Origin of the sequence: Sulfitobacter sp. W027 (assembly GCF_025143985.1) — a bacterium.
Taxonomy (GTDB): Bacteria; Pseudomonadota; Alphaproteobacteria; order Rhodobacterales; family Rhodobacteraceae; genus Sulfitobacter.
In genome coordinates this window covers 259,347-284,661 of record NZ_CP083564.1, presented here as the reverse complement: position 1 = coordinate 284,661, position 25,315 = coordinate 259,347, and the positions used below count along the sequence as shown (strand labels likewise).

Annotated in this window: 20 protein-coding genes and 1 tRNA gene; 9 read left to right on the top strand and 12 right to left on the bottom strand. The window is 59.6% G+C overall.

What is annotated here, in order from left to right:
• Positions 1 to 2: 2 nt before the first annotated feature.
• Positions 3 to 1,247 carry a glycosyltransferase family 4 protein gene (locus tag K3759_RS01360; protein ID WP_259983869.1) on the bottom strand — a complete coding sequence of 415 codons (1,245 nt, stop codon included), beginning with the start codon at positions 1,245 to 1,247 and terminating at the stop codon, positions 3 to 5.
• A 123-nt stretch (positions 1,248 to 1,370) separates the two neighbouring features.
• On the opposite strand from K3759_RS01360, the gene ade reads away from it, so the two are divergent.
• From ade to msrA, 6 genes are all read left to right on the top strand, one after another.
• On the top strand, positions 1,371 to 3,173 hold the full coding sequence (gene ade, locus K3759_RS01355) for an adenine deaminase (protein WP_259983868.1): 1,803 nt from the start codon (positions 1,371 to 1,373) through the stop codon (positions 3,171 to 3,173).
• Entirely contained in the window at positions 3,170 to 4,633 is a 1,464-nt protein-coding gene (locus tag K3759_RS01350) for an AMP nucleosidase (RefSeq protein WP_259983866.1), read from the top strand. The genes ade and K3759_RS01350 overlap by 4 nt, the downstream gene beginning before the upstream one ends.
• Positions 4,634 to 4,759: 126 nt before the next feature.
• Positions 4,760 to 5,047, top strand: coding sequence for an HU family DNA-binding protein (locus tag K3759_RS01345; protein WP_007118569.1), 288 nt, complete (start codon positions 4,760 to 4,762; stop codon positions 5,045 to 5,047).
• A gap of 445 nt (positions 5,048 to 5,492) precedes the next feature.
• Entirely contained in the window at positions 5,493 to 6,362 is an 870-nt protein-coding gene (locus K3759_RS01340; protein WP_259983864.1) for a DMT family transporter, read from the top strand.
• A 95-nt stretch (positions 6,363 to 6,457) separates the two neighbouring features.
• A complete protein-coding gene (msrB, locus tag K3759_RS01335; RefSeq protein WP_243261985.1) occupies positions 6,458 to 6,907 on the top strand; it encodes a peptide-methionine (R)-S-oxide reductase MsrB in 450 nt (149 codons plus the stop codon).
• Entirely contained in the window at positions 6,904 to 7,413 is a 510-nt protein-coding gene (gene msrA, locus K3759_RS01330; RefSeq protein WP_259983861.1) for a peptide-methionine (S)-S-oxide reductase MsrA, read from the top strand. Before msrB ends, msrA begins: the two co-directional genes overlap by 4 nt.
• A 29-nt stretch (positions 7,414 to 7,442) precedes the next feature.
• Here msrA and K3759_RS01325 read toward each other — a convergent pair whose 3' ends face one another.
• From K3759_RS01325 to K3759_RS01275, 11 genes are all read right to left on the bottom strand, one after another.
• On the bottom strand, positions 7,443 to 9,449 hold the full coding sequence (locus K3759_RS01325) for a hydantoinase/oxoprolinase family protein (RefSeq protein WP_259983858.1): 2,007 nt from the start codon (positions 9,447 to 9,449) through the stop codon (positions 7,443 to 7,445).
• An 11-nt stretch (positions 9,450 to 9,460) separates the two neighbouring features.
• Positions 9,461 to 10,507 carry a tRNA epoxyqueuosine(34) reductase QueG gene (queG, locus tag K3759_RS01320; RefSeq protein ID WP_259983855.1) on the bottom strand — a complete coding sequence of 349 codons (1,047 nt, stop codon included), beginning with the start codon at positions 10,505 to 10,507 and terminating at the stop codon, positions 9,461 to 9,463.
• 22 nt (positions 10,508 to 10,529) lie between these two features.
• Positions 10,530 to 11,198 carry a glutathione S-transferase family protein gene (locus tag K3759_RS01315; RefSeq protein ID WP_259983854.1) on the bottom strand — a complete coding sequence of 223 codons (669 nt, stop codon included), beginning with the start codon at positions 11,196 to 11,198 and terminating at the stop codon, positions 10,530 to 10,532.
• Between the two features lie 58 nt (positions 11,199 to 11,256).
• Complete coding sequence (gene mtgA / locus K3759_RS01310; protein ID WP_259983851.1) at positions 11,257 to 11,985, bottom strand: monofunctional biosynthetic peptidoglycan transglycosylase; 729 nt, start codon at positions 11,983 to 11,985, stop codon at positions 11,257 to 11,259.
• A 7-nt stretch (positions 11,986 to 11,992) separates the two neighbouring features.
• Complete coding sequence (locus K3759_RS01305) at positions 11,993 to 12,697, bottom strand: SGNH/GDSL hydrolase family protein (RefSeq protein WP_259983848.1); 705 nt, start codon at positions 12,695 to 12,697, stop codon at positions 11,993 to 11,995.
• 217 nt (positions 12,698 to 12,914) lie between these two features.
• The gene (gene gltB / locus K3759_RS01300) at positions 12,915 to 17,447 is read right to left on the bottom strand and encodes a glutamate synthase large subunit (protein ID WP_259983845.1); all 4,533 of its coding nucleotides are present in this window, start codon (positions 17,445 to 17,447) and stop codon (positions 12,915 to 12,917) included.
• Positions 17,444 to 17,878, bottom strand: a complete 435-nt coding sequence (locus K3759_RS01295; protein WP_259947007.1) for a GFA family protein — start codon at positions 17,876 to 17,878, stop codon at positions 17,444 to 17,446. Before K3759_RS01295 ends, gltB begins: the two co-directional genes overlap by 4 nt.
• Positions 17,875 to 18,348 (bottom strand): GFA family protein, encoded by a 474-nt coding sequence (locus tag K3759_RS01290; RefSeq protein WP_259983843.1) that lies wholly within the window; start codon positions 18,346 to 18,348, stop codon positions 17,875 to 17,877. Before K3759_RS01290 ends, K3759_RS01295 begins: the two co-directional genes overlap by 4 nt.
• 1 nt (position 18,349) lies before the next feature.
• Positions 18,350 to 19,783 carry an NAD(P)-dependent oxidoreductase gene (locus tag K3759_RS01285; protein WP_259983841.1) on the bottom strand — a complete coding sequence of 478 codons (1,434 nt, stop codon included), beginning with the start codon at positions 19,781 to 19,783 and terminating at the stop codon, positions 18,350 to 18,352.
• A 160-nt stretch (positions 19,784 to 19,943) separates the two neighbouring features.
• Entirely contained in the window at positions 19,944 to 20,750 is an 807-nt protein-coding gene (locus K3759_RS01280) for an undecaprenyl-diphosphate phosphatase (RefSeq protein WP_259983839.1), read from the bottom strand.
• On the bottom strand, positions 20,750 to 21,736 hold the full coding sequence (locus K3759_RS01275; protein WP_259983837.1) for a complex I NDUFA9 subunit family protein: 987 nt from the start codon (positions 21,734 to 21,736) through the stop codon (positions 20,750 to 20,752). Before K3759_RS01275 ends, K3759_RS01280 begins: the two co-directional genes overlap by 1 nt.
• Before the next feature lie 168 nt (positions 21,737 to 21,904).
• On the opposite strand from K3759_RS01275, the gene K3759_RS01270 reads away from it, so the two are divergent.
• The 3 genes from K3759_RS01270 to K3759_RS01260 all read left to right on the top strand — a co-directional run bounded on the left by K3759_RS01270 (position 21,905) and on the right by K3759_RS01260 (position 24,880).
• A tRNA-Leu gene (locus K3759_RS01270) sits at positions 21,905 to 21,990 on the top strand.
• Positions 21,991 to 22,082: 92 nt separating this feature from the next.
• Positions 22,083 to 23,432 carry a tyrosine-type recombinase/integrase gene (locus K3759_RS01265; RefSeq protein ID WP_259983835.1) on the top strand — a complete coding sequence of 450 codons (1,350 nt, stop codon included), beginning with the start codon at positions 22,083 to 22,085 and terminating at the stop codon, positions 23,430 to 23,432.
• 164 nt (positions 23,433 to 23,596) lie between these two features.
• Complete coding sequence (locus K3759_RS01260; RefSeq protein WP_259983833.1) at positions 23,597 to 24,880, top strand: hypothetical protein; 1,284 nt, start codon at positions 23,597 to 23,599, stop codon at positions 24,878 to 24,880.
• Positions 24,881 to 25,315 lie beyond the last annotated feature (435 nt).

Below are 25,315 nucleotides of genomic sequence, written 5' to 3'. Positions count from 1 at the left end.
GGCTAGCTGATCCGTTTGCCCTCGGGCACGAGCGCATTGATCCGCGCGAGGTGCTCGGGCAGGCAGCGGGTGAGAAAATCGTATTTTTCAACTGCATGCGCCCGTGCGGCGGGACCCAGATGCGCGTGGTCTTGCGGATTGGCCAGCACTTCAACCACCTGTGCGGCAAGCGCATCGGGGTCGAAGAAATCGACCAGCAGCCCGGTCTCTCCATGGGTCACCGCTTCGCGGACCGGAGCCACATCCGAGGCTACAATCGTCGCCTGCATCGACATGGCCTCAAGCAGGGACCAAGACAGCACGAAGGGCATCGTCAAGTAGATGTGGCAGCGGCTGATCTGCACCAGTTTCATGAAATCAGGGTAAGGCACCTTACCGACGAAATGCACCCGCTCCCAATCGACCCTATCGCCCAGCTCTGCTGTCATCTCGCCGCGCAGCCCGCCGGGATGATCACTTTGTTTGCCGTAAGACACGTCATTGCCACCGACGATGACCACCCGCGCCTTGGGCCGCTCGGCCAAGATACGCGGGAGGGCGCGCATCATCGTGTGAAACCCGCGCGTCTTCTCCAGATTGCGCGCCACATAGGTTATGATCTCATCATCGCGCGTCACGGGGCGCGCCAGGCGCCCCAAGCGCACACTGACATTCGGGTCCGGCAGCAACTGATCTGTGCGAATACCATCGTGACAGACGTAAAGCTTGCGGTGAAAGCTCTTTGGGAAACGGTCGCGTTGCCAATAGGTCGGGCAGTGGCCAAGATCGACAGTTTCGATATTCGCCAGCGGCACAAGGTTGCGCGCATGGTTGAGGTAGGGCGCATGGGTCGAGATTTTCTCAGCAGGGTCAAAGCCCACCATGCCGCCAGTCATATTATAGTAATACTCAAAATACCCAATGATCGGCACATCGGGCCAAAGCTGTTTGAAAAAGCTCAGCTCTCCCCAACCGACATGGCCGATAATGATATCGGGTCGAAAGCCATCTTGCTTTTCGATCTGCTGGGCCGCGTCGACGGCACCGAAGCCACTGCCTGCGGCCTCTTCCCAGACCTTGGAGAGGCCATAGGCTTTCTTGGTGGGCAAGTGATGGGGACGGTAGATGCGGGTTTCAACTCCCGGCAATTTAGGTGCATTCTGCCGTTGGGTCAGGAAATAGATGCGATGTCCGCCGACTTGGGCCAGCCATTGCACCAATTCTCGGTACTGACCGGGCATGTTCTGATGCACAAAGAGAAAATTCATCCGACCGCCCCGTCATTAGCTTGAACCACAGTTAGCCGTATCTGGCGCGCTCTGGCAATATCCAGCGCCTTTTCATTCTGCCCGCCCGCTTGAACCTCCCCCGCCCCTATGGCACCTTTGGACATGACAGATAAAACGTTTCCCTCTTGGCCCGACGTGGCCGCGCAACTGGTCGAGGTCGCTGCCGGGCGGCACCCCGCTGATACGATCATTACGGGCGGCATCTGGGTGAATGTCCACACCCGCGAATGCCTGCCCGATCATGACATCGCCATTGCCGCCGGGCGCATCGCTTTTGTCGGGCCGGACGCAAGCCATTGCCGTGGCGACAACACCCAGATCATTGAGGCACGGGGCCGCTATATGGTCCCCGGCCTCTGCGACGGGCATATGCATATCGAAAGCACGATGCTCACCCCCGCCGAGTTCGCCCGCGCCGTGATCCCGCATGGCACGACATCGGCCTTCACCGACCCGCATGAGATCGCCAATGTGCTGGGTCTGAACGGCGTGCGCATGATGCATGATGAAGCGCTGATGCAGCCGATCAACATCTTCACTCAGATGCCCTCTTGCGCCCCCTCTGCACCGGGGCTTGAGACGACAGGCTTCGAGATCACCGCCGAGGATGTGGCCGAAGCCATGGCATGGCCCGGTATTATCGGCTTGGGCGAGATGATGAATTTTCCCGGCGTCAGCAACGCCGACCCGCAGATGCTGGCCGAGATCGCCGCGACCCAGCGTGCAGGTAAAACGGTGGGGGGCCACTATGCCTCGCCCGACCTCGGCCCCGCCTTTGCCGCCTATGTGTCGGGCGGGCCGGCAGATGACCACGAAGGCACCTGCGAAGCGGACGCCGTGGCGCGGATGCGGCAGGGGATGCGGTCGATGATCCGGCTGGGATCGGCGTGGTATGACGTCAAAACCCAAATCACCGCGATCACCGAAAAGGGTCTCGACTCGCGCAATATGATCCTCTGCACTGATGACAGCCACTCCGGCACCATCACGAGCGAGGGTCATATGAACCGCGTGGTCCGCCATGCCATCGACTGCGGCTGCGACCCACTGGTCGCGCTGCAAATGGCGACGATCAACACCGCCACCCACTTCGGGTTGGAGCGTGAGATCGGCTCGCTCACCCCCGGCCGTCGCGCTGATGTGATCCTGACCTCCGACCTCAAAACCCTCCCCATAGAGACTGTTGTTGCGCGGGGCGAAGTGGTGGCCGAAGACGGCAGATGCCTCGTCGATTGCCCGCATTACGACTGGCCTGACATGGCTCGCAACACTGTGAACATGGCACGCGACCTAAGCGCCGATGACTTCGACATCCCCGCCCCCGAAGGCGCAAACGCCGTCACCGCCAATGTCATCGGTGTAGTCGAAAACCAAGCCCCCACACGCGCGTTGAAGTTTGAACTGCCGGTCACCGAAGGCCGGGTGCAGGCCACAGGCGAGGTCTGCCAGATCGCGCTGGTCGAACGCCACCGCGCTACCGGCACAGTCACCAACGCTTTCGTTTCAGGCTTTGGCTATGAATGCCGTATGGCCATGGCCTCCACCGTGGCGCATGACAGCCACCATATGATCGTGGTGGGCACCGATGCCGAGCAGATGGCGCTGGCCGCCAACCGGCTGCGCGAGGTTGGCGGCGGCATCACCATTTTCCGAGACGGCGAAGAATTGGCGCTTGTCGCCCTGCCCATCGCCGGGCTCATGTCGGACCGCCCCGCCGCTGAGGTCGCCGCCGATGCGGAAGCACTTGTGCAGGCGATGATCGACTGTGGCTGCAAGCTGAACAACGCCTATATGCAGCACTCGCTCTTGGCCCTTGTGGTGATCCCGGAACTGCGGATCTCGGACCTTGGGCTGATCGATGTGCAGAAGTTTGAAATTATTCCATTGTTAGAGCCGCAAACATGACCACGATCCTGACCCCGGATACCCCGAACCCGGAAAGCTTCCGCGATGCGACCGCCGCCGTGGACCGCCTGACCGAACTTTATGAGCAGGCCACGACCTTCCTGCATGACGCTTTCGCCAAGGCGATGGAGACTTCGGCCCCCGACGCCCGCGTGCGCGCATTTTATCCAGAGCTGCGGTTTCGCACCTCCTCTTATGCCCATGTCGATACACGGCTGTCTTTCGGACATGTGTCGTCGCCCGGTACCTTCGCGGCGACGATCACCCGGCCTGATCTCTTTCGGAACTACCTGATCCAACAAATCGGCCTGCTGATCGAGAACCACGACCAGCCGATAATCGTCGGTCCCTCCACAACGCCGATCCCGGTGCATTTTGCCATGTCCGGGGACAACGCGCTGAACGTGCCGCAAGAAGGGGCCGCCGATTTCACCCTGCGCGATGTTTTCGATGTGCCTGACCTCAGCACCACTAATGATGACATCGTCAACGGCACCTATGTCCCCGAAGACGACGTGCGCCCGCTGGCGCCCTTCACCGCGCAACGGGTCGATTATTCGCTCGCTAGGCTGGCGCATTATACCGCCACGGACCCGGAGCATTTCCAGACCCATGTGCTCTTCACCAACTACCAGTTCTATGTGACGGAGTTCGAACAATACGCCCGCGAGATGCTGCGCGATCCCGACAGCGGCTATACCGCCTTTGTCTCGACCGGCAATGCCGAGATTACGGATCACGACGCGCCGCTGCCCGAAACGCTGAAGACCCCGCAGATGCCGACCTATCACCTGAAGCGGGCGGATGGGTCGGGCATCACGCTGGTGAATATCGGCGTTGGCCCGTCGAACGCGAAAACGGCCACGGACCATATCGCCGTGCTGCGCCCCCATGCGTGGTTGATGGTCGGCCACTGTGCCGGGCTGCGCAATACGCAGGCTTTGGGCGATTTCGTGCTGGCGCATGGCTACTTGCGCGAGGACCACGTTCTGGATGACGACCTGCCGGTCTGGGTGCCGATCCCGGCGCTGGCCGAGATTCAGATTGCGCTGGAACAGTCTGTGGCGCAGGTCACCCAGCTCGAAGGCTATGAGCTGAAGCGCATCATGCGTACCGGCACCGTCGCCACGATCGACAACCGCAACTGGGAATTGCGCGATCAATCCGGCCCAGTGCAACGCCTCAGCCAGTCCCGCGCCGTGGCACTGGATATGGAAAGCGCGACCATCGCCGCCAATGGCTACCGCTTCCGGGTGCCCTATGGCACGCTGCTTTGCGTTTCGGATAAACCACTGCATGGAGAGTTGAAGCTGCCCGGCATGGCCTCGGACTTCTATAAAACCCAAGTTGCACGTCATCTGATGATCGGAATTCGGGCTATGGAGTTGCTACGCCGCATGCCATTGGAGCGGATCCACAGCCGAAAACTGCGGTCTTTCGACGAAACGGCGTTCCTGTAAGGCCGAAAACAGCGGAAAATCGCATGTTTTCACGTTTAGTGCGCCACAATTCGTTGTGTTATCCCACAACATACCGTTACATTCCGGCCATGAGGCCCTAAAAGCGGGCAGTCTAAGGAGAATAAAATGGCAAAACCGATGACCAAGACCCAGCTCGTTGCTGCTCTGGCAGAAGAGATGGACACAGACAAGAAATCCGCAGGCGCAGCGCTCGACGCCGTTTGCAACCTGATCACCCGTGAAGTGTCCGCCGGCGGTGCCGTGACCCTGCCGGGCGTTGGCAAAATCTATTGCCGTGAGCGCCCCGAGCGGATGGTCCGCAACCCCGCCACGGGCGAGCAGTTCAAGAAAGACGCCGACAAAGTGGTCAAGATGACCATCGCGAAGGCGCTGAAGGACAGCGTGAACGAGTGAGCCTTTGGCTGACTGTTTGCGAAAGGGTCGCCCTCGGGCGGCCCTTTTTTGTTAAGGGTGGTGAGGGAAAGCACCTACGGCTTGATACCAAACTCAGCGGCGGTCGCAATCGTAGTACTGCATCTCTATCATCCCGTGAATTAGTGATCCGAGGGCCAGCGCCTGCCCGCGGGTTGGCGATCCGACGTCGCTTCATGCCACTTTATGGTGCAGCCATGTGATTGCTGCGCGAAGCTCCACCCAGCCTCGCTCAATCGCCTACCCGGTCGCACCAAAGGTGCGCCTAAACTAAATAGGCACGCTTTTAGCGTGACGGGCGGGCAGGCGATGGCCCGGGGCCTGCGGCTTGACTCCGGGCTAGGGTGGTATTTTCTACCGTCTTCCCACCTTGTCCTCCTCCCGCAAACCCGCCATTGCTTAGCAAGTTCAGCACAGGAGGCATCTCATGGACATCCGCGCAATTCTCATGGGTCTGGCCTTTGCTGTGATGTGGTCCTCGGCCTTCACCTCTGCGCGGATCATCGTCATGGACGCTTCGCCTCTACTGGCCCTGTCGCTGCGCTATCTGATCTCTGGCCTCATCGGCGTCGGCATCGCGCTGACCTTGGGGCAAAGCTGGCGGCTCACCCCCGCACAGTGGCGGGCGACAATCATCTTTGGCGTGCTGCAAAACGCGGTCTACCTCGGCCTCAATTTCATCGCCATGCAGACAATCGAAGCCTCCCTCGCCGCAATCATCGCCTCCACCATGCCGCTGCTCGTCGGCTTCGCCGCTTGGGCGTTCTTGGGCGAAAAGCTGCGCCCCTTGGGCATCGCGGGCCTTTTCGCTGGTGTCGTGGGAGTCGCCATCATCATGGGTGCGCGTTTGGGCGGCACGGTGGACCTTTATGGCCTCGCGCTCTGCGCCATCGGCGTTGTGGCCCTCACCGCCGCCACCCTGTTGGTACGTGGCGCTACCTCAGGCGGCAACTTCCTCATGGTCGTCGGCTTGCAAATGCTTGTCGGCTGCGTGGCCCTCTCCATCGCGACCCTTTTGTTCGAGACCCCCCGCATCGACCCTAGCCTGCGCCTCACTCTCGCCTTCGCCTATACCTGCCTCGTCCCCGGCCTTGCCGCCACTGTGGTCTGGTTCTGGCTGGTCAACCGCATCGGGGCGACGCGGGCGGCGACCTTTCACTTCCTCAACCCGTTCTTTGGGGTTGCCATCGCGGCCCTCCTGCTGGGCGAAACGCTGGGGCCGCGTGACATCCTTGGCGTTGCGATCATCGCGGGCGGCATCCTTGCGGTGCAGATCTCGCGTCAACGAAAGCGGTGAGCCGCCTCACGCCGCTGTTACCGCGCCCGCGCAAACCCTTTGAATTTCCCCGCTACACCCCATCTAATAGGCCAAGCCCATGAATGGAGGACGCCATGCCCCGCTACGAAAAAACCAACGAAGCGCTTGATGCGCTGAGCCCCGAAGAATTTCACGTCACCCAACGCAGCGGCACCGAACGCCCCGGGACCGGCAAATACCTGAGCAACAAAGAGCCGGGCATCTATGTCGATATCGTCTCAGGCGAGCCCTTGTTCGCCAGCGGTGACAAATACGAGAGCGGCTGCGGCTGGCCGAGCTTTACCAAACCGATCGAGCCCGCCTATGTTGAAGAGCTTCAAGACGCCTCGCTCGGCATGGTCCGCACCGAGGTGCGCAGCAAGCACGGCGATAGCCACCTTGGCCACGTCTTTCCCGATGGCCCGCCTGACCGGGGCGGGCTGCGCTACTGTATCAACTCCGCCTCCCTGCGCTTCATCCACCGCGACGACATGGAAGCCGAAGGCTATGGCGAGTACCTTAACCAAGTGGAGAATGTGACATGACAACCGAACGTGCAGTATTGGCCGGTGGCTGTTTCTGGGGCATGCAGGACCTGATCCGCCGGCGCCCCGGCGTGGTCTCGACACGCGTCGGCTATACCGGCGGCGACGTGCCCAATGCAACCTATCGCAACCACGGCACCCATGCTGAGGGGATCGAAATTAACTTTGACCCCGAAAAGACCTCCTACCGTGAGCTGCTGGAGTTCTTCTTTCAAATCCATGACCCCACCACGGCGAACCGCCAAGGCAATGATGTCGGTATGAGCTATCGCTCTGCGATCTACTACACCAACGACGACCAAAAAGCCGTGGCCGAAGACACCATCGCGGATGTGGAAGCCTCCGGCCTCTGGCCGGGCAAAGTGGTGACCGAAGTCGAGCCGGTCGGTGATTTTTGGGAAGCGGAGCCGGAGCATCAGGACTATCTTGAACGTCTGCCCAACGGCTACACCTGCCACTTCCCCCGCGCGGATTGGGTGCTGCCCAAGCGCGAAGCAGCCGAGTAACACAGCAGCCCCCGGCCCCGCGCCGGGGGTTAGCCCACGGCCACGCGTGGCCGCCCCGAGGCTTCGACGGTAAGCTCTGCCTCAACGAAAACCTCCCGCCCCTCGACTCCCGCCGTGCGGATATCGCGCGTCACTTGGCATTCAATTTCCGCCGCCCCGGCAGACTGCGCACGGGCACGGGCGGCTTGGGTCAATACAGTCTCTAGCTGAGACAACGCACGCTCTGCATCCGGGAAATCCTGTGGCCCATGGGCCAAATGCACTCGAAACACCCCCTCGCGCGGGGCGGTGATGGTGCCGCTTTCGCGCATGATAACCCGCCCCACCACTGCGCCGATGGCATTGGCGACATGCGCGTGCTCTGGCAGGATCATCTCTGTCCCCAGCACCTCTCCAACTGCGGGGTAATAGGTCGCGGCAGATGCGCCGAGGCCGACGACAGGCAGGTTCAAACCTGCGTCAATCCGCACCACCCCGCGATGCCCGGACAGGCCACGCTGCATCAGTACGTGACGGGCCAAAACCTCGGGCGAGAGGCCGAAACCCGGCTCCTCTTCTGCAAAAGCAGTCTCTAACAAAGTCAGGCTCGTCTGATGAGTCAGCCGGTTGATAATGATCTGGGCCAGCGCATCAGCATCGGGGCAAAACCGCAGCCCCGAACCGCCGCGCTTGCGCCCGAACAACTCAAGCGCCTTGCGCGCGGCGTCACTGTCCCATGCCGTTAAATGACCCGCCACATGGCTCGCATCCGAAGGGGTGACCCCCGCCACCTGCACCAGCCCGCGCGCCACCAGCCGCGTCAATGCACCCTGTTCTACCCGGTTCCGCAGGATTTCGCCCAAAGGCCAGACCGCGCCGCCGATCCGTTCCAGCAAAGCCAAATCGCGCGGGGCGAGTCCCTCGCCCTCCTGCCCCGGCACGGCACGCAGGAAACGGCCATCATGCTCCCCCGCCACGCTGCGCCGCAGTTGTGCGTCCAAGGCATTATGCACCACCTCTGGCGCGTCGACTGCGATCAGAGACACCGGCAGCAGCCGCTTCGGCCCAAGGGTGACGCCCGCCGTCAAACCTTCGGAGACGAAATGCACCTCGCTGTCACCGCCTAGCCCATGGGTGCGCATCGCCACCGCTTCGACCATGGTTCGATAGGGGCCAACCTGCGCGCCCGCCGGATCAATCGCCGGACGACCATCGCGCAGCAGTGCCACATCTGTCGTCGTCCCACCGATGTCCGACACCAGCGCCGTTTCCGCCCGGGTGAGCCAGCGTGCCCCGACCAGTGACGCGGCGGGGCCGCTGAGGATCGTCTCAATCGGTCGCTCACGGGCCTGCGCGCTCGACATCAGCGCGCCATCGCCGCGTACCACCATCATCGGAGCGTCGATCCCCAAGGCGCGCAGTTGGTCCTCTGCCCGGCCAATCAGCCGGTCGATCATGCCGATCAGCCGCGCGTTCAAAAGGGCCGTCAGCGCCCGCTTGGGGCCGTTCAATTTGGCCGATAGGTTATGAGAGGCCGAGACAGGACGCCCGGTGATCTGCGCCACCAATTCCGCCGCCCGCAGCTCATGGGCCGGGTTGCGCGTGGCAAACTGGCTGGCCACGGCAAAGCCGCTTACATCCTCTTTAAGTGTCTCTAAAAAGGGGATCAGGGCCGCTTCGTCCAGCGGTGCAACCTCTGCACCCGCGTGATCGTGACCTCCGGTCAGCAGCAGGCTGGGATCCCCCCGAAGCGCCTCAATAAGTCCGTGCGCCTCAAGATCGCTGGCGCGAAACCCGACGTAGATCAGAGCCACACGCCCGCCCTGCCCTTCAACCAGCGCATTGGTGGCGAGGGTTGTGGATAGCGACGCCATGGCGATTTCACCTGCCGGTATGCCGGATTGCGCAAGTACCGCCGTGACCGCATTGCCCACACCAATCGCCAGATCGGTTCGCGTCGTCAAAGCCTTGGCAGAGGCGATGACCTCGGTCTCATCCCGGATCAGTACCGCATCCGTATAGGTGCCGCCCGTGTCTACGCCCAATAAAACCGCCAATGGCGCGCCCCCTATGCCAACCGCTCTACCGCCCAACGCGCTGCATCTGCAACGGCGGGGTCGGCGTCTTCGGTCAGAGATTGCGCCACAGGGCGTAGCGGCGCCAGTCCGGAATTGCCGATGGCATAGAGTACGTTGCGCACAAAACGATCCCGTCCGATCCGCTTGATCGGGGAACCGGAATAGCGCGCGCGAAAAGTGGTGTCGTCCAGCATTGCAAGCTCAGCCAGATCCGCGGGCTGCACCGCAGGGCCGTGATAGCGCATATCGCTCGCCGTCACGGCAAACTTGTTCCATGGGCAGGCGGCAAGGCAATCGTCACAGCCATAGATCCGATTGCCCATCTTCTCGCGCAATTCCAGATCGACCGGCCCTTTATGCTCAATCGTCAGATAGGAAATGCAGCGCCGCGCGTCGAGTTGGTAGGGTGCGGGGAAGGCCTCCGTCGGGCAGACATCAAGGCAGGCACGGCAAGAGCCGCAGTGGTCTATCTCTCGTGGATCAGGCGTGAGGTCGAGGGTGGTGAAAACCGACCCTAAAAAGGCCCAGTTTCCAAATTTCCGGCTCAGCAAGTTGGTGTGCTTGCCCTGCCAGCCCAATCCCGCCGCCTGCGCCAAGGCTTTTTCGGGCACCGGGGCGGTATCGACGAAAACCTTCACCTCAGGCTCTGCCGCGCGCGCCTCTTCCATCAGCCAGCGCGCCAGCCGCTTCAGTCGTTTCTTGACGATATCGTGGTAATCTCGCCCCTGTGCATAGACCGAGATTGCCCCCATGTCGGGATGTTCCAACACCGCGCGGGGATCATGGTCAGGGGTATAGCTTTCGGCCAGCATGATGACCGACCGCGCCTCGGGCCAGAGCGCTGCGGGATTGCCGCGCCAGTGCATCCGCTCTTCCATCCAGCCCATCTGCCCGTGATAGCCTGCCTCGACAAATCGGGCGAGGCGTTCGGGCACTTCGGGCAGAGCGTCGGGACGGCAGATACGGCAGGCGACAAACCCTTCTTCCAGCGCCCGTGCGACCACACGCGCCTTTAGGTCATCGCTGTCCCCGGTCACCCTTTTGGCGCCTCGGCCGCCATCAGAAATCTAGGTTGTTGTATTGTCTGGGCGGCGGGAAGCCCGGCACCTGATCGGCAAGGATTGAGCGGAAGGCCGGCCGCGATTTGATCTTGGCGTACCAATCCTTAACCACGTCAGAGCGATTCCAATCGACATCCGAGATATAGTCGAGCGAAGACAGATGTGCGGCAGCTGCAAAGTCGGCCAGTGTCATCACATCACCCGCCAGCCAACGCCGATGGTCGAGCAACCATGTCATGTAATCCAGATGATACTTGATCGCCTTAGCCCCGGCTTTGACGTTTTTACTGTCCGGATAGCCCTGTTTAGTGACTTTCTTGTTCACCCGTTCATACAGCAGCTTGGAGGTGACCTCATGATGGAACTTATCATCGAACCAGTTCACCAATCGGCGCACTTCAAGCCGTTGTACGGGGTCGCTGGGCAGCAGTGATGCCTCGGGCCGGGTCTCTTCGATATATTCGCAGATCGCGGCGCTTTCGGACATCATGATGCCGTCGAGCCGCAGCACAGGCACCTTGCCGGCCGGATTGCGGCGCAGAAAATCCGGGTCTTGCTCCCAGTAACGCTCCTCGACCAATTCCACCTCGATCTTCTTCTCCCCAAGGCTAAGCCGCACCTTGCGACAGAAGGGGGACAAGGGAACGTGAAACAAGCGAGCCGTCATATAAAGTCCGTGTGTTTAAAGGGATTGCACTCTTCCATGCCTGCTGGCGAAGGGATTTTCAACTGTCGAAACAGGCGGCACGGCCATCCGCGCGGATGGTCGCCGCCCCGTCCATGATCTGCGCGGTGCGCTTGCGGGTAAAGTCTCCGGGGCGAGAAGCGGAACGCTCTTTTGGGTCGGGCAGGATCGCCGCGAGCCGAGCCGCCTGCGTGGGGCTAAGGTCTGCTGCCGCGACGCCAAAGTAATGCGGAGCCGCTGCGCCGACGCCAAAGACACCCTCATCGAACTCCGCCACATTCAGATAGACCTCAATGATCCGACGCTTGGGCCAAAGCGTCTCGACCAGCGGGGTCATCCCAGCCTCGAGCGCCTTGCGCAGCCAAGAGCGGCCATGCCAGAGGTACACATTCTTGACCGTCTGCTGGCTGATCGTAGAGGCCCCACGGGCGGAGCCGTTTTCAATCGCGGTCCGGATCGCCTGCATGTCAAAACCCCAATGATTGCAGAAATTCGCATCCTCCGCCGCCACGGCAGCGCGAGCCATGACAGGGGCGATCTGTTCCAGCGGCACCCAGTCGCGCTGCACTCCGCCTAAACGGCGTGATTCCGAGAGCATGTAGAGACCGGTGGGCGGGTTGACGAAGCGGAACAGCAGCACCAGCAGCACGACGAAGAGGCAGGCAAACGCCACCGCGCGCAGCATCCAACGGCCCGCACGCTTTTTCAACGGGGGGGCAGCCTTGCTCGATTTCTTGCCCTTGGGGGCGGTCTTTTTACGTGTCGCCATGACTTAGCTATAGGCCGCCTACGCGGTTTTGTGAACGGCTCTCGCGCGCTGTGATTTCAGAGGCGAGGTAACTGCCGATCCGAGCCGAGCCGCGGGCAGAGGGATGCACATTATCGCCTGCAAAGAGCCCGCGGTCCCCCCGATCGATCACGTCTTCGGAATCGACAAAATGGATGCCGGGGCGGCTTGCGGCGAAACTTGCGATGCGGGACTCGATCTCTACCAGATCATCGCGGCACCCCGCAAAGGAGCCAGAGCCGGAGCCTGCGTAATAGCCCATCCACATGACCTGCGCCCCGGTTTGGGCGCGAAGTTTACTTAGGAACGCTGGGATGCTGCCACTTTGGCTATCCGGTCCGATCAGCGCATTCACCGATGCCCCACAGGCACCGCAGCCGCAATCGGCGCTCAGATCGTTGGCCCCGCCATTGACCACCACCCAGTTCCAGCGTCCACCGGGGAACTGTTGTTGGATATCAAAGCCGACGGCTGAGGCGATGGTCGAGCCATTGTCGAACTGCGCGCCCGGCACGGCGCGGCTGATGACGCTGCGGCCCGTTGCGCTTGAGATAACGTCGGGGATCGCGGCATTGCCGTTCCATGCCATGATGGAATCGCCCAGCACGAGGATGTCCCCCCCGCCCCGTGGGGCGGTATCGGTGCAGGCGTTGAGGCCTGTGAACAGGGCCAAGATGATCAAGATTTTCCGCATACCGCCTCCTGTAAGACGGTTGAGGTAGTGCATCCGACAATATCTACCACCCCAGCCCGGAATCAAGCCGCAGGCGCCGGGCCATCGCCTGCCCGCCCCACCGGGTAGGCGATTTGGTGAGGCTGGGCGTGACATTGAGAACGCACATCACGGCTGAACCATAAAGTGGCATGAGGCCACGGAGGATCGCCCACCCGCGGGCAGGCGATCGCCCTCATCATTCCGCCGGAACGGCCGTCTCCTCAACGCTCAACGGCGCCGGCAAATGCACCAACATCTCCTTCGGGCAGACCTGTAAGAAGTTGTGCTTCTCACTCTCCCAATGCTGGAGGATATCCGCGCCCTTGCGGCTGTTCGTCTCTGCCACATGGCGCTCGATCAATCCGTGCAACTGATCCAGCCAATGATCCACAGTCACCGCACAGGTCACGATGGTTTCGGCATTCATGAGCTTCGGTGCCAGCCCGTCGGGATCATAGAGATAGGCCATCCCCCCGGTCATCCCGGCGGCAAAGTTCGCCCCGATCTCGCCAAGGATCACCGCAACACCGCCGGTCATATATTCACACCCGTTGCTGCCACAGCCCTCGATCACCACATGCGCGCCCGAGTTGCGGACAGCGAAACGCTCGCCCGCGCGGCCCGCAGCAAAGAGGTATCCCGCCGTCGCGCCATAAAGCACGGTGTTGCCGATGATCGTGTTCTCCGACGCCACCACAGGGCTTGCCATTGAAGGCCGCACCACAATCGTGCCGCCCGAAAGCCCTTTGCCTACATAGTCATTGGCATCGCCCGAGACTTCGAGCTTCAGCCCCGGTGCCGCAAAGGCTCCCAAGGACTGCCCCGCAGAGCCGGTTAGCTTCACCGTCAAGTGATCCGGCTGAAGGCTGTTACGCATCCCGAACTTGCGAACGATATGGCTGCTGACCCGCGTGCCCACGGTCCGATGCGTGTTTTGCACCGCGTAGGAGAGCTGCATCTTCTCGCCGTCCTCCAAGAACCGCGCGGCATCGCGCACGATCTGAGAGTCCAGCGTATCGAGCACGACCTGACGCGGCTTGTCGCGGTCATAGACGTTTTCATGCGCCCCATCGACGGTGATGAGCAGCGGGTTCAGGTCCAGATCATCCAAATGCGACGAGCCACGGCTGACCTGTGTCAGCAGATCGGCGCGGCCAATCACCTCATCAAGGCTCCGCGCACCGATGCTGGCAAGAATCTCGCGCACTTCGGTGGCGTAGAAGGTAATCAGGTTCACCACCTTGTCGGCATTGCCGGTGAACTTGCCACGCAGGGCTTCGTCCTGCGTGCAGACCCCCACCGGGCAGGTGTTCGACTGGCACTGACGCACCATGATACAGCCCATGGCGATCAGCGCGGCGGTGCCGATGCCGTATTCCTCGGCTCCCATCATCGCCGCCATGACGATGTCGCGCCCGGTGCGCAGCCCGCCATCGGTGCGCAATGTCACCCGGTCGCGCAGGTTGTTCATCGACAGAACCTGATGCGCTTCGGTCAGACCCATCTCCCACGGCAGACCGGCATATTTGATCGAGGTCGCAGGCGAGGCCCCGGTGCCACCGTTATGGCCCGAGATCAGGATGATATCGGCCTTGGCCTTCGCCACCCCGGCGGCAATCGTGCCAACGCCCGAAGAGGCCACCAGTTTCACCGTCACCTTGCAGCGCGGGTTGATCTGCTTGAGGTCATAGATCAGCTGCGCGAGGTCTTCGATCGAGTAGATGTCATGGTGCGGCGGCGGCGAGATCAGCGTCACGCCTTTGGTCGAATGCCGCAGCCGCGCGATCAGGTCGGTGACCTTCATGCCCGGAAGCTGGCCACCCTCACCGGGCTTGGCGCCCTGAGCCACCTTGATCTCCAACTCTTCGCACTGGTTCAGATATTCCGCCGTCACACCAAAGCGGCCCGAGGCGACCTGTTTGATCTTAGCGCTTGGGTTGTCACCATTGGCCTCCGGCACGAAATGCGCCGGATCTTCGCCGCCCTCGCCGCTGTCGGACTTCGCACCAATACGGTTCATCGCCACGTTCAGCGTCTTGTGGGCTTCAGGGGAAAGCGCCCCCAGCGACATGCCCGGCGTCACGAAACGTTTGCGGATCGAGGTGATGCTTTCCACCTCCTCCAACGGCACAGGATTGCCGCGCGGCTTGATGTCCAAGAGATCGCGCAGATGGATCGGCGGGTTGCTCTGCATCTTCTTCGAATACTGCTGCCACATCTGGTAGGATGCGCGGTCGCAGGCCATCTGCAGCATATGCATGCTGCTCGCCTCCCAAGCGTGTTTCTCACCCGACTTGCGCTGCTTGTAAAAACCGCCGATGGGCATGACGACATCATCGCCCTGCCAACCGCGCGCGTGAACCTCTTCGGCCTTGCGCTGAATGCCCACGACACCAATGCCGCTGATACGGCTGGTCATGCCGGGGAAATATTCCGCACACATGGCGCGCGACAGGCCCACCGCTTCAAAGTTCAGGCCACCACGGTAAGACGAGATCACCGAAATCCCCATCTTCGCCATGATCTTCAAGAGACCCTGGTCAATCGCCTCACGGTACTTTTGCACCGCCTGCGTCAGCGTCATATCCAGCAGCCCGCGCCCGATACGGTCGGCCAAGGAATCCTCGGCCAGATAGGCGTTCACCACGGTAGCACCACAGCCCACCAGAACGGCAAAGTAATGCGGATCAACACATTCCGCCGCGCGCACTTTGAGCGAGGTAAAGGTCCGCAAGCCCTTGCGCACCAGATGACTGTGCACCGCGCTGGTCGCCAAGATCATCGGCATCGCGACCCGATCTTCACCGCTATGCTGGTCCGTCAGCACCAGATGCCCCGCGCCCGAGCGCACTGCGTCCTCCGCCTCGGCCCGAATGCGTGCCAAACCGGTGCTAAGGTTGCTGCTGCCCGGCTCAAAGCTGCAGTCGATCGTAACAGTATGCACCTTGAACTGCGCCATCAGTTCTTCGAATTGCGCATTGCCGACGAAAGGACTGTCGAGCACGAGAATCTCGGTTTGAGAGCTGTCCTCGTCCAGCACGTTTTTGAGGTTCCCGAAGCGGGTCTTAAGGCTCATCACCCGGAATTCACGCAAGGAATCAATCGGCGGGTTGGTCACCTGGCTGAAGTTCTGGCGGAAGAAGTGGCTCAGCGGGCGGTATTGGCCGCTAAGGACAGCCGACGGCGTGTCATCGCCCATCGAGGCCAGCGTCTCTTTCCCGTCCTCGGCCATGGGGGCGAGGATCTGCTCAAGCTCTTCAATGGTATAGCCCGCGGCCACCTGACGGCGGCGCAGTTCAGCCCCCTCAAACAGCGGTCTCTCGGTGACGCCAGCAAGGACATCGTCCATCTCGGTGATCTTGCCGACCCATTCGCCGAAGGGCTGGTTGGCGGCCAGTTTGTCTTTGATTTCAGTGTCGTGGAAAAGCTTGCCCTCATCCATATCGACCGCGATGAGCTGCCCCGGACCAAGCGCGCCCTTGCGCACCACGCGGGCCTCATCCAGCGGCACCATCCCGGCCTCGGAACCGGCGATCAGCATGCCATCGGATGTCACCACATAGCGCATCGGGCGCAGACCGTTGCGGTCAAGCCCGGCGCAGACCCAGCGACCATCGGTCATCGCCAGAGCAGCGGGACCGTCCCATGGCTCCATGACAGAGTTGCAATAGGAGTACATGTCGCGCCACGCCTGCGGCAATTCCACGGCCTGTTTCGACCACGACTCCGGCACCAGCATCGTCTTGGCCATCGGAGCAGAACGGCCCGCGCGGACCAGCACTTCGAACACCGAATCCAGCGCCGCTGAGTCGCTCGACCCGGCGGCGACGATTGGTTTGATGTCTTCTGCCATGTCCCCGAAGGTGGCGGAGGCCATGCGGATCTCGTGGCTCTTCATCCAGTTCATGTTGCCCTTGAGCGTGTTGATCTCGCCGTTATGGGCCAACATGCGGAAGGGCTGCGCCAGCCACCACTGCGGGAAGGTGTTGGTGGAATAGCGCTGGTGATAGATCGCGAAGGCACTGATGAACTTGTCGTCCTTCAGGTCGGGATAGAATTCGGCAACCTGTTCGGCCAGCATCATGCCTTTATAGATGATGCTGCGGCAAGACATCGACGCGATGTACATCTGCGGCACCTGCGCGGCGATGGCGGCTTTCTCAATCCGGCGGCGGATGACGTAGAGTTCACGCTCGAATGTCTCTTCATCGACGCCCTTGGCGTTGGAAATTAGGATCTGCTCAATCTCAGGCCGGGTCGCGTTGGCTTTCTCGCCCAGCACGGAGATATCAACCGGCACATGGCGCCAGCCGTAGATGTAGTAGCCCATGCGCAGGACTTCGGTTTCGACGATGGTCCGGCAGGTTTCTTGTGCTGCAAAATTGGTGCGCGGCAGGAAGACTTGGCCCACGGCGATCAACTCGTTCTCGCGCGGGGTGTGGCCGGTGCGGCGGACCTGCTCATAAAAGAAGGGCACGGGGATCTGCACGTGGATGCCCGCGCCATCGCCGGTCATCCCATCTGCGTCAACCGCGCCGCGGTGCCAGATTGCCTTCAGCGCGTTGATCCCGTTCAGGACGACTTCGCGGGTCTTCTCGCCGTTGATATTGACCACAAGGCCCACGCCACAGGAAGAATGCTCTTCCTCGAAACTATACATGCCCTTCTCGGCCATCATTGCGCGTTTGGCTTCTTCGCGGGCCACCCAGGCGTCATCATATTTGGTCATGGCTTGGTTCCTTCCACAAACGCCGCAAATCCTGCTTCGACTTCGGCCTTGGTTTTGATCTCGTGGTCCCCGGCAAAGGCATAGCCGTCGGGCTTCACATCTATGTAAATCTCGGTCTTGAGCGGCAGGCCGCCCGCATTCTCCACCAACCCGGCAGAGAGTGAGTAATAGTCATGCCCCGGCAGCGTGAGGTGATACCAAAGCGTGCTGCCGCAACTGTCGCACCACGCCCGCTCGGCCCAGTCCGAAGAGGCATAGGATTTCACCGGGCCGTCATAGGTCAGGCTGCCCGGTTTGGCGTCGATCTCAAGGAAAGCGCTGCCGGTCCAACGACGGCACATCTCGCAGTGGCACGCGCCAAGCCCGTCTTTCAACGGTTCAAAGCTGACCGTGACCGCCCCGCAGAGGCAATGACCATTCAAAAGGCTCATCGCTCGTCCTCCACATGCTGGGTGCGGGCCTCGTAGTCGGCTTTGCTCACGCGCTCCAGTTCCCCGGCCAAGGCAAAGTTGCTTGGGGCGCGGTCGGCATAGACCACGCGCGCCAGCTTTGCGCCGCCGAAGCCATCGAAGAGCCCCGGAGCCAGCTCCAGCAGACCCGCATTCTCGCCTTCGGTATCGGCAAACCAAACCGCCGTGCCGCAGGTCTCGCACCACGCCCGCTCGGCAAAGGTGGAGGAGGCATAGGTCCGGATCGGCCCCTTATAGGAAACCCGCGCGCGGGGCACTTCGATCCCCATTTGGACAGAACCGCTCCACCGGGTGCAGAGGTCACAATGACAGGCCGAAATCGCAGCCAACGGCCCGGTCACATCCACCGTGACCGCGCCGCACAGACAATGGCCGTGGTGATGTTTGTCACCTATGATATTATCTGTTTTGATGGCTGCACCTGCACTCATCTCATTCCGCAGCGATGCGCTGCGCCCCATTGAAATCGTTAAGGATCGCTTCGGCGCAGTCGCGGCCATCTTTAATCGCCCAGACTACAAGGCTCGCACCGCGCACGATGTCGCCTACGGCATAGACGCCATCAAGCGTGGTGGCTCCGGTGACATAGTCGGCTTTGATCGTGCCCCAGCGGTTCACCGGCAGGTCCGGCTCGTTCCAAAGGGTCGGCAGGTCTTCGGGTTCAAAGCCCAGAGCCATGATGACCAGATCGGCCTCTTCGACGTAATCCGCACCTTCGATGACCTCGGGCGCCTGACGGCCAGTCACATCGGGCGCACCAAGCCGCATCTTCTGTACCATCACGCCGGTCACGGGATCGCCGACAAAACCCTTGGGCGCGCTCAGCCATTCAAAAATCACGCCTTCTTCCTCGGCGTTTTGCACTTCGCGCTGGCTGCCCGGCATATTGGCCCGGTCCCGACGGTAGAGACATTTCACGCTCTCCGCACCCTGACGGATCGAGGTGCGCACGCAGTCCATCGCCGTGTCACCGCCGCCGATCACAACGACCTTTTTGCCAGCGGCATTCAGACGGCCATTCTCGAATTCTTCGACCGTGTCGCCAAAGCTTTTGCGGTTGGAGGCGGTCAGAAAGTCAATCGCCCGCTCCACACCGAACCCACCCACACCGGGGACTTCGATCTCACGCGTTTTGTAAACGCCTGTGGCAATGATCACCGCGTCATGCTTGCCCCGGATCGCGCCAAAGCTGATGTCGGTGCCGACGTTGCAGTTCAATTCAAAGGTCACCCCACCCTCGGCGAGCTGTGCATTGCGGCGCTCGACCACGTCTTTCTCCAGCTTGAAGCCGGGGATGCCATAGGTCAGCAACCCGCCCGCCCGATCGTAGCGGTCATAGATGGTGACCTGCACGCCTGCGCGGCGCAGCATATCTGCCGCCGCCAGACCGCCGGGGCCCGCGCCGATGATGCCGACGCTCTCGGGGCGCTCTTCGCGCGGGGCGGCGGGTTTGACCCAGCCCTGCTCCCACGCAGTGTCGGTTATGTATTTCTCGATCGAGCCGATGGTGACGGTGCCATGGCCCGACTGCTCGATCACGCAGTTGCCTTCGCACAGGCGGTCCTGCGGGCAGATGCGGCCACAGATCTCGGGAAAAGTATTCGTGGCCTGACTGATCTCATAGGCCTCTTGCAGACGCCCTTCGGCGGTCAAGCGCAGCCAGTCTGGGATGTTGTTGTGTAGCGGACAATGGGTCTGGCAGTAGGGCACGCCGCATTGGCTGCAGCGGCTCGACTGCTCGGCGGCCTTGGCATCCGCGTATTCGGCATAGATCTCGTCGAAATCCGTCCTGCGCAAATTGGGCGGGCGCTTTTCGGGCATATCCCGTGCGACGTCTGTAAATTTCAGCATGACCTGCTTCGCCATATACCCGTTCCTTCGACAAATTCCGTCAGAAGGCTCAAATACAAGAGCGGCAAAGTAAATAAAAGACAGCAGTGATGACCTATTTACCTCTTTCCGAGCAATTAAGGCACCCGGATAACAATTTTATGCATCATTTAAGGTCCGATGTGGACCTATCTGCCTACATGCCCGCCCATAACGCGAGGATAACGACCCCGCCAACTAGGATTCGCCACCAACCGAAGAGTGCGTAGCCATAGCGGCTCACGTAATCGAGCACCCAACGCACCACGATCACGGCAGAGATAAAGGCCATGGCAAAGCCTACGGCGATTTCACCCATGGCAGAGGCATCAAGCACATCACGGTTTTGATAAAGGTCATAGGCGAAGGCCCCCGCCATGGTCGGCATCGACAGGAAGAACGAAAATTCCGCCGCAGCACGTTTGCTAGACCCCAGCAACAAGGCCCCGACAATGGTCGCACCCGACCGCGACGTGCCAGGCACCATAGCGAGGCATTGAATCACACCGATCTTGAAAGCCATCGAAGGCGGGAATTTGGTCGCGTCGGAATAAGTCGGCGCGGGGGCGATGCGATCCACTACTAAAAGCACCACCCCACCCAGCACCAACATGATGGCGATCAGCATCGGCGTTTCAAACAGGACCGTTTTAATAAAGTCGTGCGCCAAAACGCCGATCACGACCGCAGGCAGAAAGGCCAGAAGCACCGACCAGATGAACCGCCGCGCTTGCGGGTCATGGGGCGCGGCAGAGAAGACCGCCCAAAGCCGTGCAGAATAGACCGTCAGGATCGCCAACACGGCGCCAAGTTGGATCACGACCTCAAAGGTCCGTCCCGCGCTGTGGAACCCTAAAAAATACCCAGCCGTCAAAAGGTGTCCGGTCGAGGATACGGGGATGAACTCTGTCAGCCCCTCCAGCAAACCCAAAAAAGCAGCGATCAGAGTGGTCGACTGTTCCATTATCCCTGCCGCAGATTACGTGCCGATGCTTTGATGGCGTCATATTGCCCCGAAGGACGGAACCGCCACAGATAATCCGGAAGCACTGCATCCATTGCGGTGGGCGTGATACCAAGCTCGGTAAAACCGCGCGCGCCGTCGGACACGACGTTGTCATTCCGCAGGTTCTTAACCTGATCGCGGGTCAGCATTTTGTTGGTGAACAGCCCAAATGTGACCGCCTGAACCATGTCAAAGCCGAAAGCCATCATCCGAGCAACGAACCACGGCAAGTTTAGCACCAAGCGGCGGCGATGGATCACGTCAAGCATGCGCTGCATCAAGCCACGGAACGTATCCACGTCCGGGCCGCCTAGCTCATAGACACCCGAAGGTGCCGCTCCTTCCAGCGCCTTTTCGGCAGCCTTGGCCACGTCATCGACAAAGACCGGCTGGAAACGGGTCGAGGCACCGGCGACAGGGAGGATCGGGCCGGTGCGGGTCATGCCAGCAAAACGGTTAAAGAATTCGTCCTCGGCACCGAACATGATGGAGGGGCGCAGAATAACGGCATGAGGCATATGTTTAAGCACAGCTGCTTCGCCTTCGCCCTTGGTGCGGGCATAATCGCTGTCGGCCTCCATATCCGCACCGATGGCCGAGACATGTACAAAGCGCTCAACACCCTCGCCCGCAGCCATACGGGCGATACGCTCGGCCCCTTCGGATTGCACTGCATCAAAGCTGTTCTTGCCGGTCTCAACCAGAATGCCGACGCAGTTAACGACCGCATCTGCCCCGCGCAACGCCTCGCGCACGGAGCCGTCATCGCGAATGTTACACAAAACCGGTTCGACTTGGCCTACCACACCATAGGTCCGCACAAAGAGCGCCTCGTTTGGGTGACGCATCGCCACCCGCACCCGCCAACCAGCTCTGGCCATGCGATACGCGATATAGCGTCCGACAAACCCCGAACCGCCATAAATCGTGACCAGCTTAGACATTCTGCCGCTCCTGTAGATAAATTCTCTGACAGGATGTACCTGCGCGCCGCCCCTGTCACAAGGCCAAACCCCCGGTTGCAGAGGCCATCGCACAGGATTTTCGGTTTTTCGCTCAGATTGCGATTGACAGTCACCCAACCGAGCCTTAGAGCACCCCACACGATACGTGCCCAGGTGGCGGAATGGTAGACGCGCTAGCTTCAGGTGCTAGTACTGGCAACGGTGTGGAGGTTCGAGTCCTCTCCTGGGCACCATATAAACTCAGCTAAGGCTTTGGGTTTATTCACCTTATCAGGTTTGTTACCCTACTTAGGTCCACTTTTAGGTCCACATTAGGTACACATCTATGGCCCGCCCAGCGCTAAAACTTAAATACGTTAAACTCGATGAGAACGGGCGTTTCCGCTACAGGCGAAGAGTCCCCAAGTCACTTCACAGGGCACTGGGAAAGTCAGAGTTTTCCAAGGTGCTGGGCATCTCAGAACGAGAGGCCACTTTAGCCTACGGCGAGTATCATCGTGATGTTGAGCGACAGATTGCACTGGTGAACTCAACGGGGGAGATTACCACCCCCCTAGAACATCAAGAGCACATAAAATCTTTCTTCAGGCTTAACGGCCTCGCCCAAGATGGCCCAGGTGCTACCACAGATGAGAAAACCGCAAGACGCGAATATTCAGAAGAGATACTCAATAAGTATCCTCTAATTGAAGAAACCGGAACCTATGAAGGCGTTTCAGAAGCAGACAGCAGGTTGGTTGCCGCCCTCAGGCTAGGCGTTGATACAGTCCAAAGCGAACCAACTGTCACCGACGCCTTTAACCTGTACCTAAAAGAGAAAAAGAACCCTGACCCCTTCAAGCAGCGGAAAAACGTGAACAACTTCAGACGCGTTGAAGATCATGCGCTAGTCGCCTTCGGGTCCAATCTACCGATTACAAAGATCAAACGCTCGCACGCAAGAGCTCTCCGAGACAGGTTGCTTAAGAGGATGAAGCCAGCTTCCGCACGACGGCAGATCAATAACATCAAAGCGGCCATCAATTATGCCGCACGTGAATACGATCTTGCTGAGTGTACTTGCTTCAGAAGCCTTGAGTACCCTGAAGCTTCGACTGCTCCCAGGGACCTTCGTGAGCCGCTTCCAACCGATATCATCGACAACATGTATGAAGCTTTGCAATCCCATTCTACACTCTTGGAAATTTGGACGTTGATGCATCATACCGGGGCACAAAATGCAGAAATACTCGGTCTTCACATGGATGAAATTAGCGTAGGAGATGAAGTCCCATACATCCATATTAAGCCGAATTCTTCCCGAGGCGTTAAGGATTCCGCGCGAATAAGGAAGGTACCCCTCGTCGGCAATCGTGCATTGAAGGTAGCCAAAGATATTAGGGCACGCGAAACTGGATTAGGTGAAGCGTTCCCGAAGTTCGCCAAGCCTCGGAGCCACGATAACTTCAGCAACCAACTCATGAGGATACTACGACGCTTCACGTCCGACCGAAGGCACGGGGTCTATTCCTTACGTCACAACATGAAAGACGCTCTCAGAGCTAAAGACATCCCCTTAGAGCTCCAGAATGCCATACTTGGGCACAGCCTTGGATCGGGTGCTCAAGCTAACTATGGCTCAGGATACAGTCTTCAGAAAAAGTATGATGCATTGCTGTCGGTCTGCACCGATTGATTGATCGATGCCATCCCTCCCTTGGACTGAAAGTTCTCCCTTGGACTAGGTCCAATGATCATTACAGCTAGATTAAATGTCGAACACCAGACGGAGGCATTTTGCACTTTCTACCGCTCCCCTACGACACCGATGAAAAGAGGAATATCCTGTTAGAAGCCGACATGGCAGAACTCCTCTACCGCCCCAAATCCGAAGCAGCGAAGGCGTTCACGAACGACCTTGCTCAACAGCTCACCACTCTAGAACTCAGACACGGCCTTAGAACGCGTAGGAGAAGCGTACAGGCCCACAAAAATATGCTAGCGAGCCTAGCAGCCTACTGGGCGGACTTGGTCAAGCACGCGGGCAACAAAGACGCCTTGGGCTTTTGTTACCGCTCAACGAAACAGGAGGGATACGACGGCACCTTAGTTGAGCGTCGCCAGATCGAAGCTGTCAGAGAGTTTTGTATCAGAGAAGGTCTAATCGAGGTTATTCCAGGGTACAGACCCAGTCAGGGCTTTGAGGGCGAGAAAATCGTAGGACCTGTGAGCGCCTACCGAGCCCAACGCATCAGGGCAACGCCAGCATTATTAGAACAAGCTGCCAGACACGGTATTACTCCTTCGAACATCTCCGACCACGTTGAATATGTCCATGCGGCCAGCTTACCTGTTGTCTTGAAGAAGCGAAAGAAGTCGAAGAACGGTCGTCCCGAAGCAGGCCAGACAATAGCCACAAAGCAGAACAAGAACCTGATCTTGTTGGCTGAACCCTTAATCACGCTCAACACCTTTTTGGACCAACAGACATTCAATTTACCTACCCAACCTCGGCTGAAACGCGTCTTCAACAATGTGGACGATCAAAATTTCAGCTGGGACCGAGGGGGCAGGATATATGCTGTTGGTAACGACAATTACCAAAACATGAAAATGGAGAAGCGCAAAGGAATACTGATCAACGGCGAGGAGACCTTAGAACTCGACGTGAGCGCAAGCCATCTGTCGATCTACCTTGCGCAGGTTGGGAAGTTGGTCAGGGTTTCGCGAGACCTGTACAGTGTGATGGGCTTTTCGCGAACATGTATCAAGCAAGTAGTTCTTGCTGCCTTTGGTCGGGGGGAGCTTCCGACTAGATGGGGAAGAGGAGTGAAGGACATCATCGCTGAAGCCGATGGAATAGCGTTAAGCGAAGTACCTAAGGTGCGACTGGTGGTTGATGCCCTGATAGATAAGTACCCATCCTTCAAGTGCCTCAAGGGAAGTGGTATGGATTGGTCAAAGCTCCAGTTTCTGGAATCGGAAGCGTTTCTGTCAGTGATGCTGAAACTTATGAATGAGCATCAGGTACCAAGCCTCCCTGTCCATGACAGCCTAATTGTCCCCAAATCGAAAGCTGGACTAACTAAGGAACTCTTAACTAAGGCCTACATTGATCAAATTGGGGTAGCCCCTCTCATCTAACCCAGCAAAAGATAAAGTTCCCCCTATTTCTTCAAAAAACTATGGTTTATTGAAGCACCCTATGTTGAATGGTCATTTGAAGATGGTGGTCAGTACGTAGTATCCAAGACAATCCTTAACGCTCTCTGATGCATTACTTTGTACGATAACAGGGGCGTACCCATCGGAGCACGGGTATTGCAAAAGTTCTGATGTCCGCTGAGCGGACATAGCCCATTCTGCAGCGCTTGCGCCAATGGTCGCTATGGGAGATAGCACTGTAAAAAGAGGTCTCTTTTGCACCCTCGACGGCGCCATGCGGAACGTGAAAAAGGGTAAGCCAAAGCTACCCAGGAAAAGGATTCTCGTTCAAGCTTTGCGACATGGGAACTCTTTCAGATCAAGTGTTCAGCGGATCGTGTCGCTTGCTACCAAAACTAACCCTTTAACCCGATA

Excerpts from the sequence above, each read along its gene's own strand:
- K3759_RS01295 (WP_259947007.1), bottom strand. The coding sequence starts at position 17,878 with ATGAGCCTTTTGAATGGTCATTGCCTCTGCGGGGCGGTCACGGTCAGC.
- msrA (WP_259983861.1), top strand. The coding sequence starts at position 6,904 with ATGACAACCGAACGTGCAGTATTGGCCGGTGGCTGTTTCTGGGGCATG.
- K3759_RS01280 (WP_259983839.1), bottom strand. The coding sequence starts at position 20,750 with ATGGAACAGTCGACCACTCTGATCGCTGCTTTTTTGGGTTTGCTGGAG.
- K3759_RS01345 (WP_007118569.1), top strand. The coding sequence starts at position 4,760 with ATGGCAAAACCGATGACCAAGACCCAGCTCGTTGCTGCTCTGGCAGAA.
- K3759_RS01285 (WP_259983841.1), bottom strand. The coding sequence starts at position 19,783 with ATGGCGAAGCAGGTCATGCTGAAATTTACAGACGTCGCACGGGATATG.
- K3759_RS01290 (WP_259983843.1), bottom strand. The coding sequence starts at position 18,348 with ATGAGTGCAGGTGCAGCCATCAAAACAGATAATATCATAGGTGACAAA.
- K3759_RS01265 (WP_259983835.1), top strand. The coding sequence starts at position 22,083 with ATGGCCCGCCCAGCGCTAAAACTTAAATACGTTAAACTCGATGAGAAC.
- K3759_RS01350 (WP_259983866.1), top strand. The coding sequence starts at position 3,170 with ATGACCACGATCCTGACCCCGGATACCCCGAACCCGGAAAGCTTCCGC.
- K3759_RS01340 (WP_259983864.1), top strand. The coding sequence starts at position 5,493 with ATGGACATCCGCGCAATTCTCATGGGTCTGGCCTTTGCTGTGATGTGG.
- K3759_RS01275 (WP_259983837.1), bottom strand. The coding sequence starts at position 21,736 with ATGTCTAAGCTGGTCACGATTTATGGCGGTTCGGGGTTTGTCGGACGC.
- mtgA (WP_259983851.1), bottom strand. The coding sequence starts at position 11,985 with ATGGCGACACGTAAAAAGACCGCCCCCAAGGGCAAGAAATCGAGCAAG.
- msrB (WP_243261985.1), top strand. The coding sequence starts at position 6,458 with ATGCCCCGCTACGAAAAAACCAACGAAGCGCTTGATGCGCTGAGCCCC.
- K3759_RS01360 (WP_259983869.1), bottom strand. The coding sequence starts at position 1,247 with ATGAATTTTCTCTTTGTGCATCAGAACATGCCCGGTCAGTACCGAGAA.
- K3759_RS01260 (WP_259983833.1), top strand. The coding sequence starts at position 23,597 with ATGGCAGAACTCCTCTACCGCCCCAAATCCGAAGCAGCGAAGGCGTTC.
- K3759_RS01315 (WP_259983854.1), bottom strand. The coding sequence starts at position 11,198 with ATGACGGCTCGCTTGTTTCACGTTCCCTTGTCCCCCTTCTGTCGCAAG.
- gltB (WP_259983845.1), bottom strand. The coding sequence starts at position 17,447 with ATGACCAAATATGATGACGCCTGGGTGGCCCGCGAAGAAGCCAAACGC.
- K3759_RS01305 (WP_259983848.1), bottom strand. The coding sequence starts at position 12,697 with ATGCGGAAAATCTTGATCATCTTGGCCCTGTTCACAGGCCTCAACGCC.
- ade (WP_259983868.1), top strand. The coding sequence starts at position 1,371 with ATGACAGATAAAACGTTTCCCTCTTGGCCCGACGTGGCCGCGCAACTG.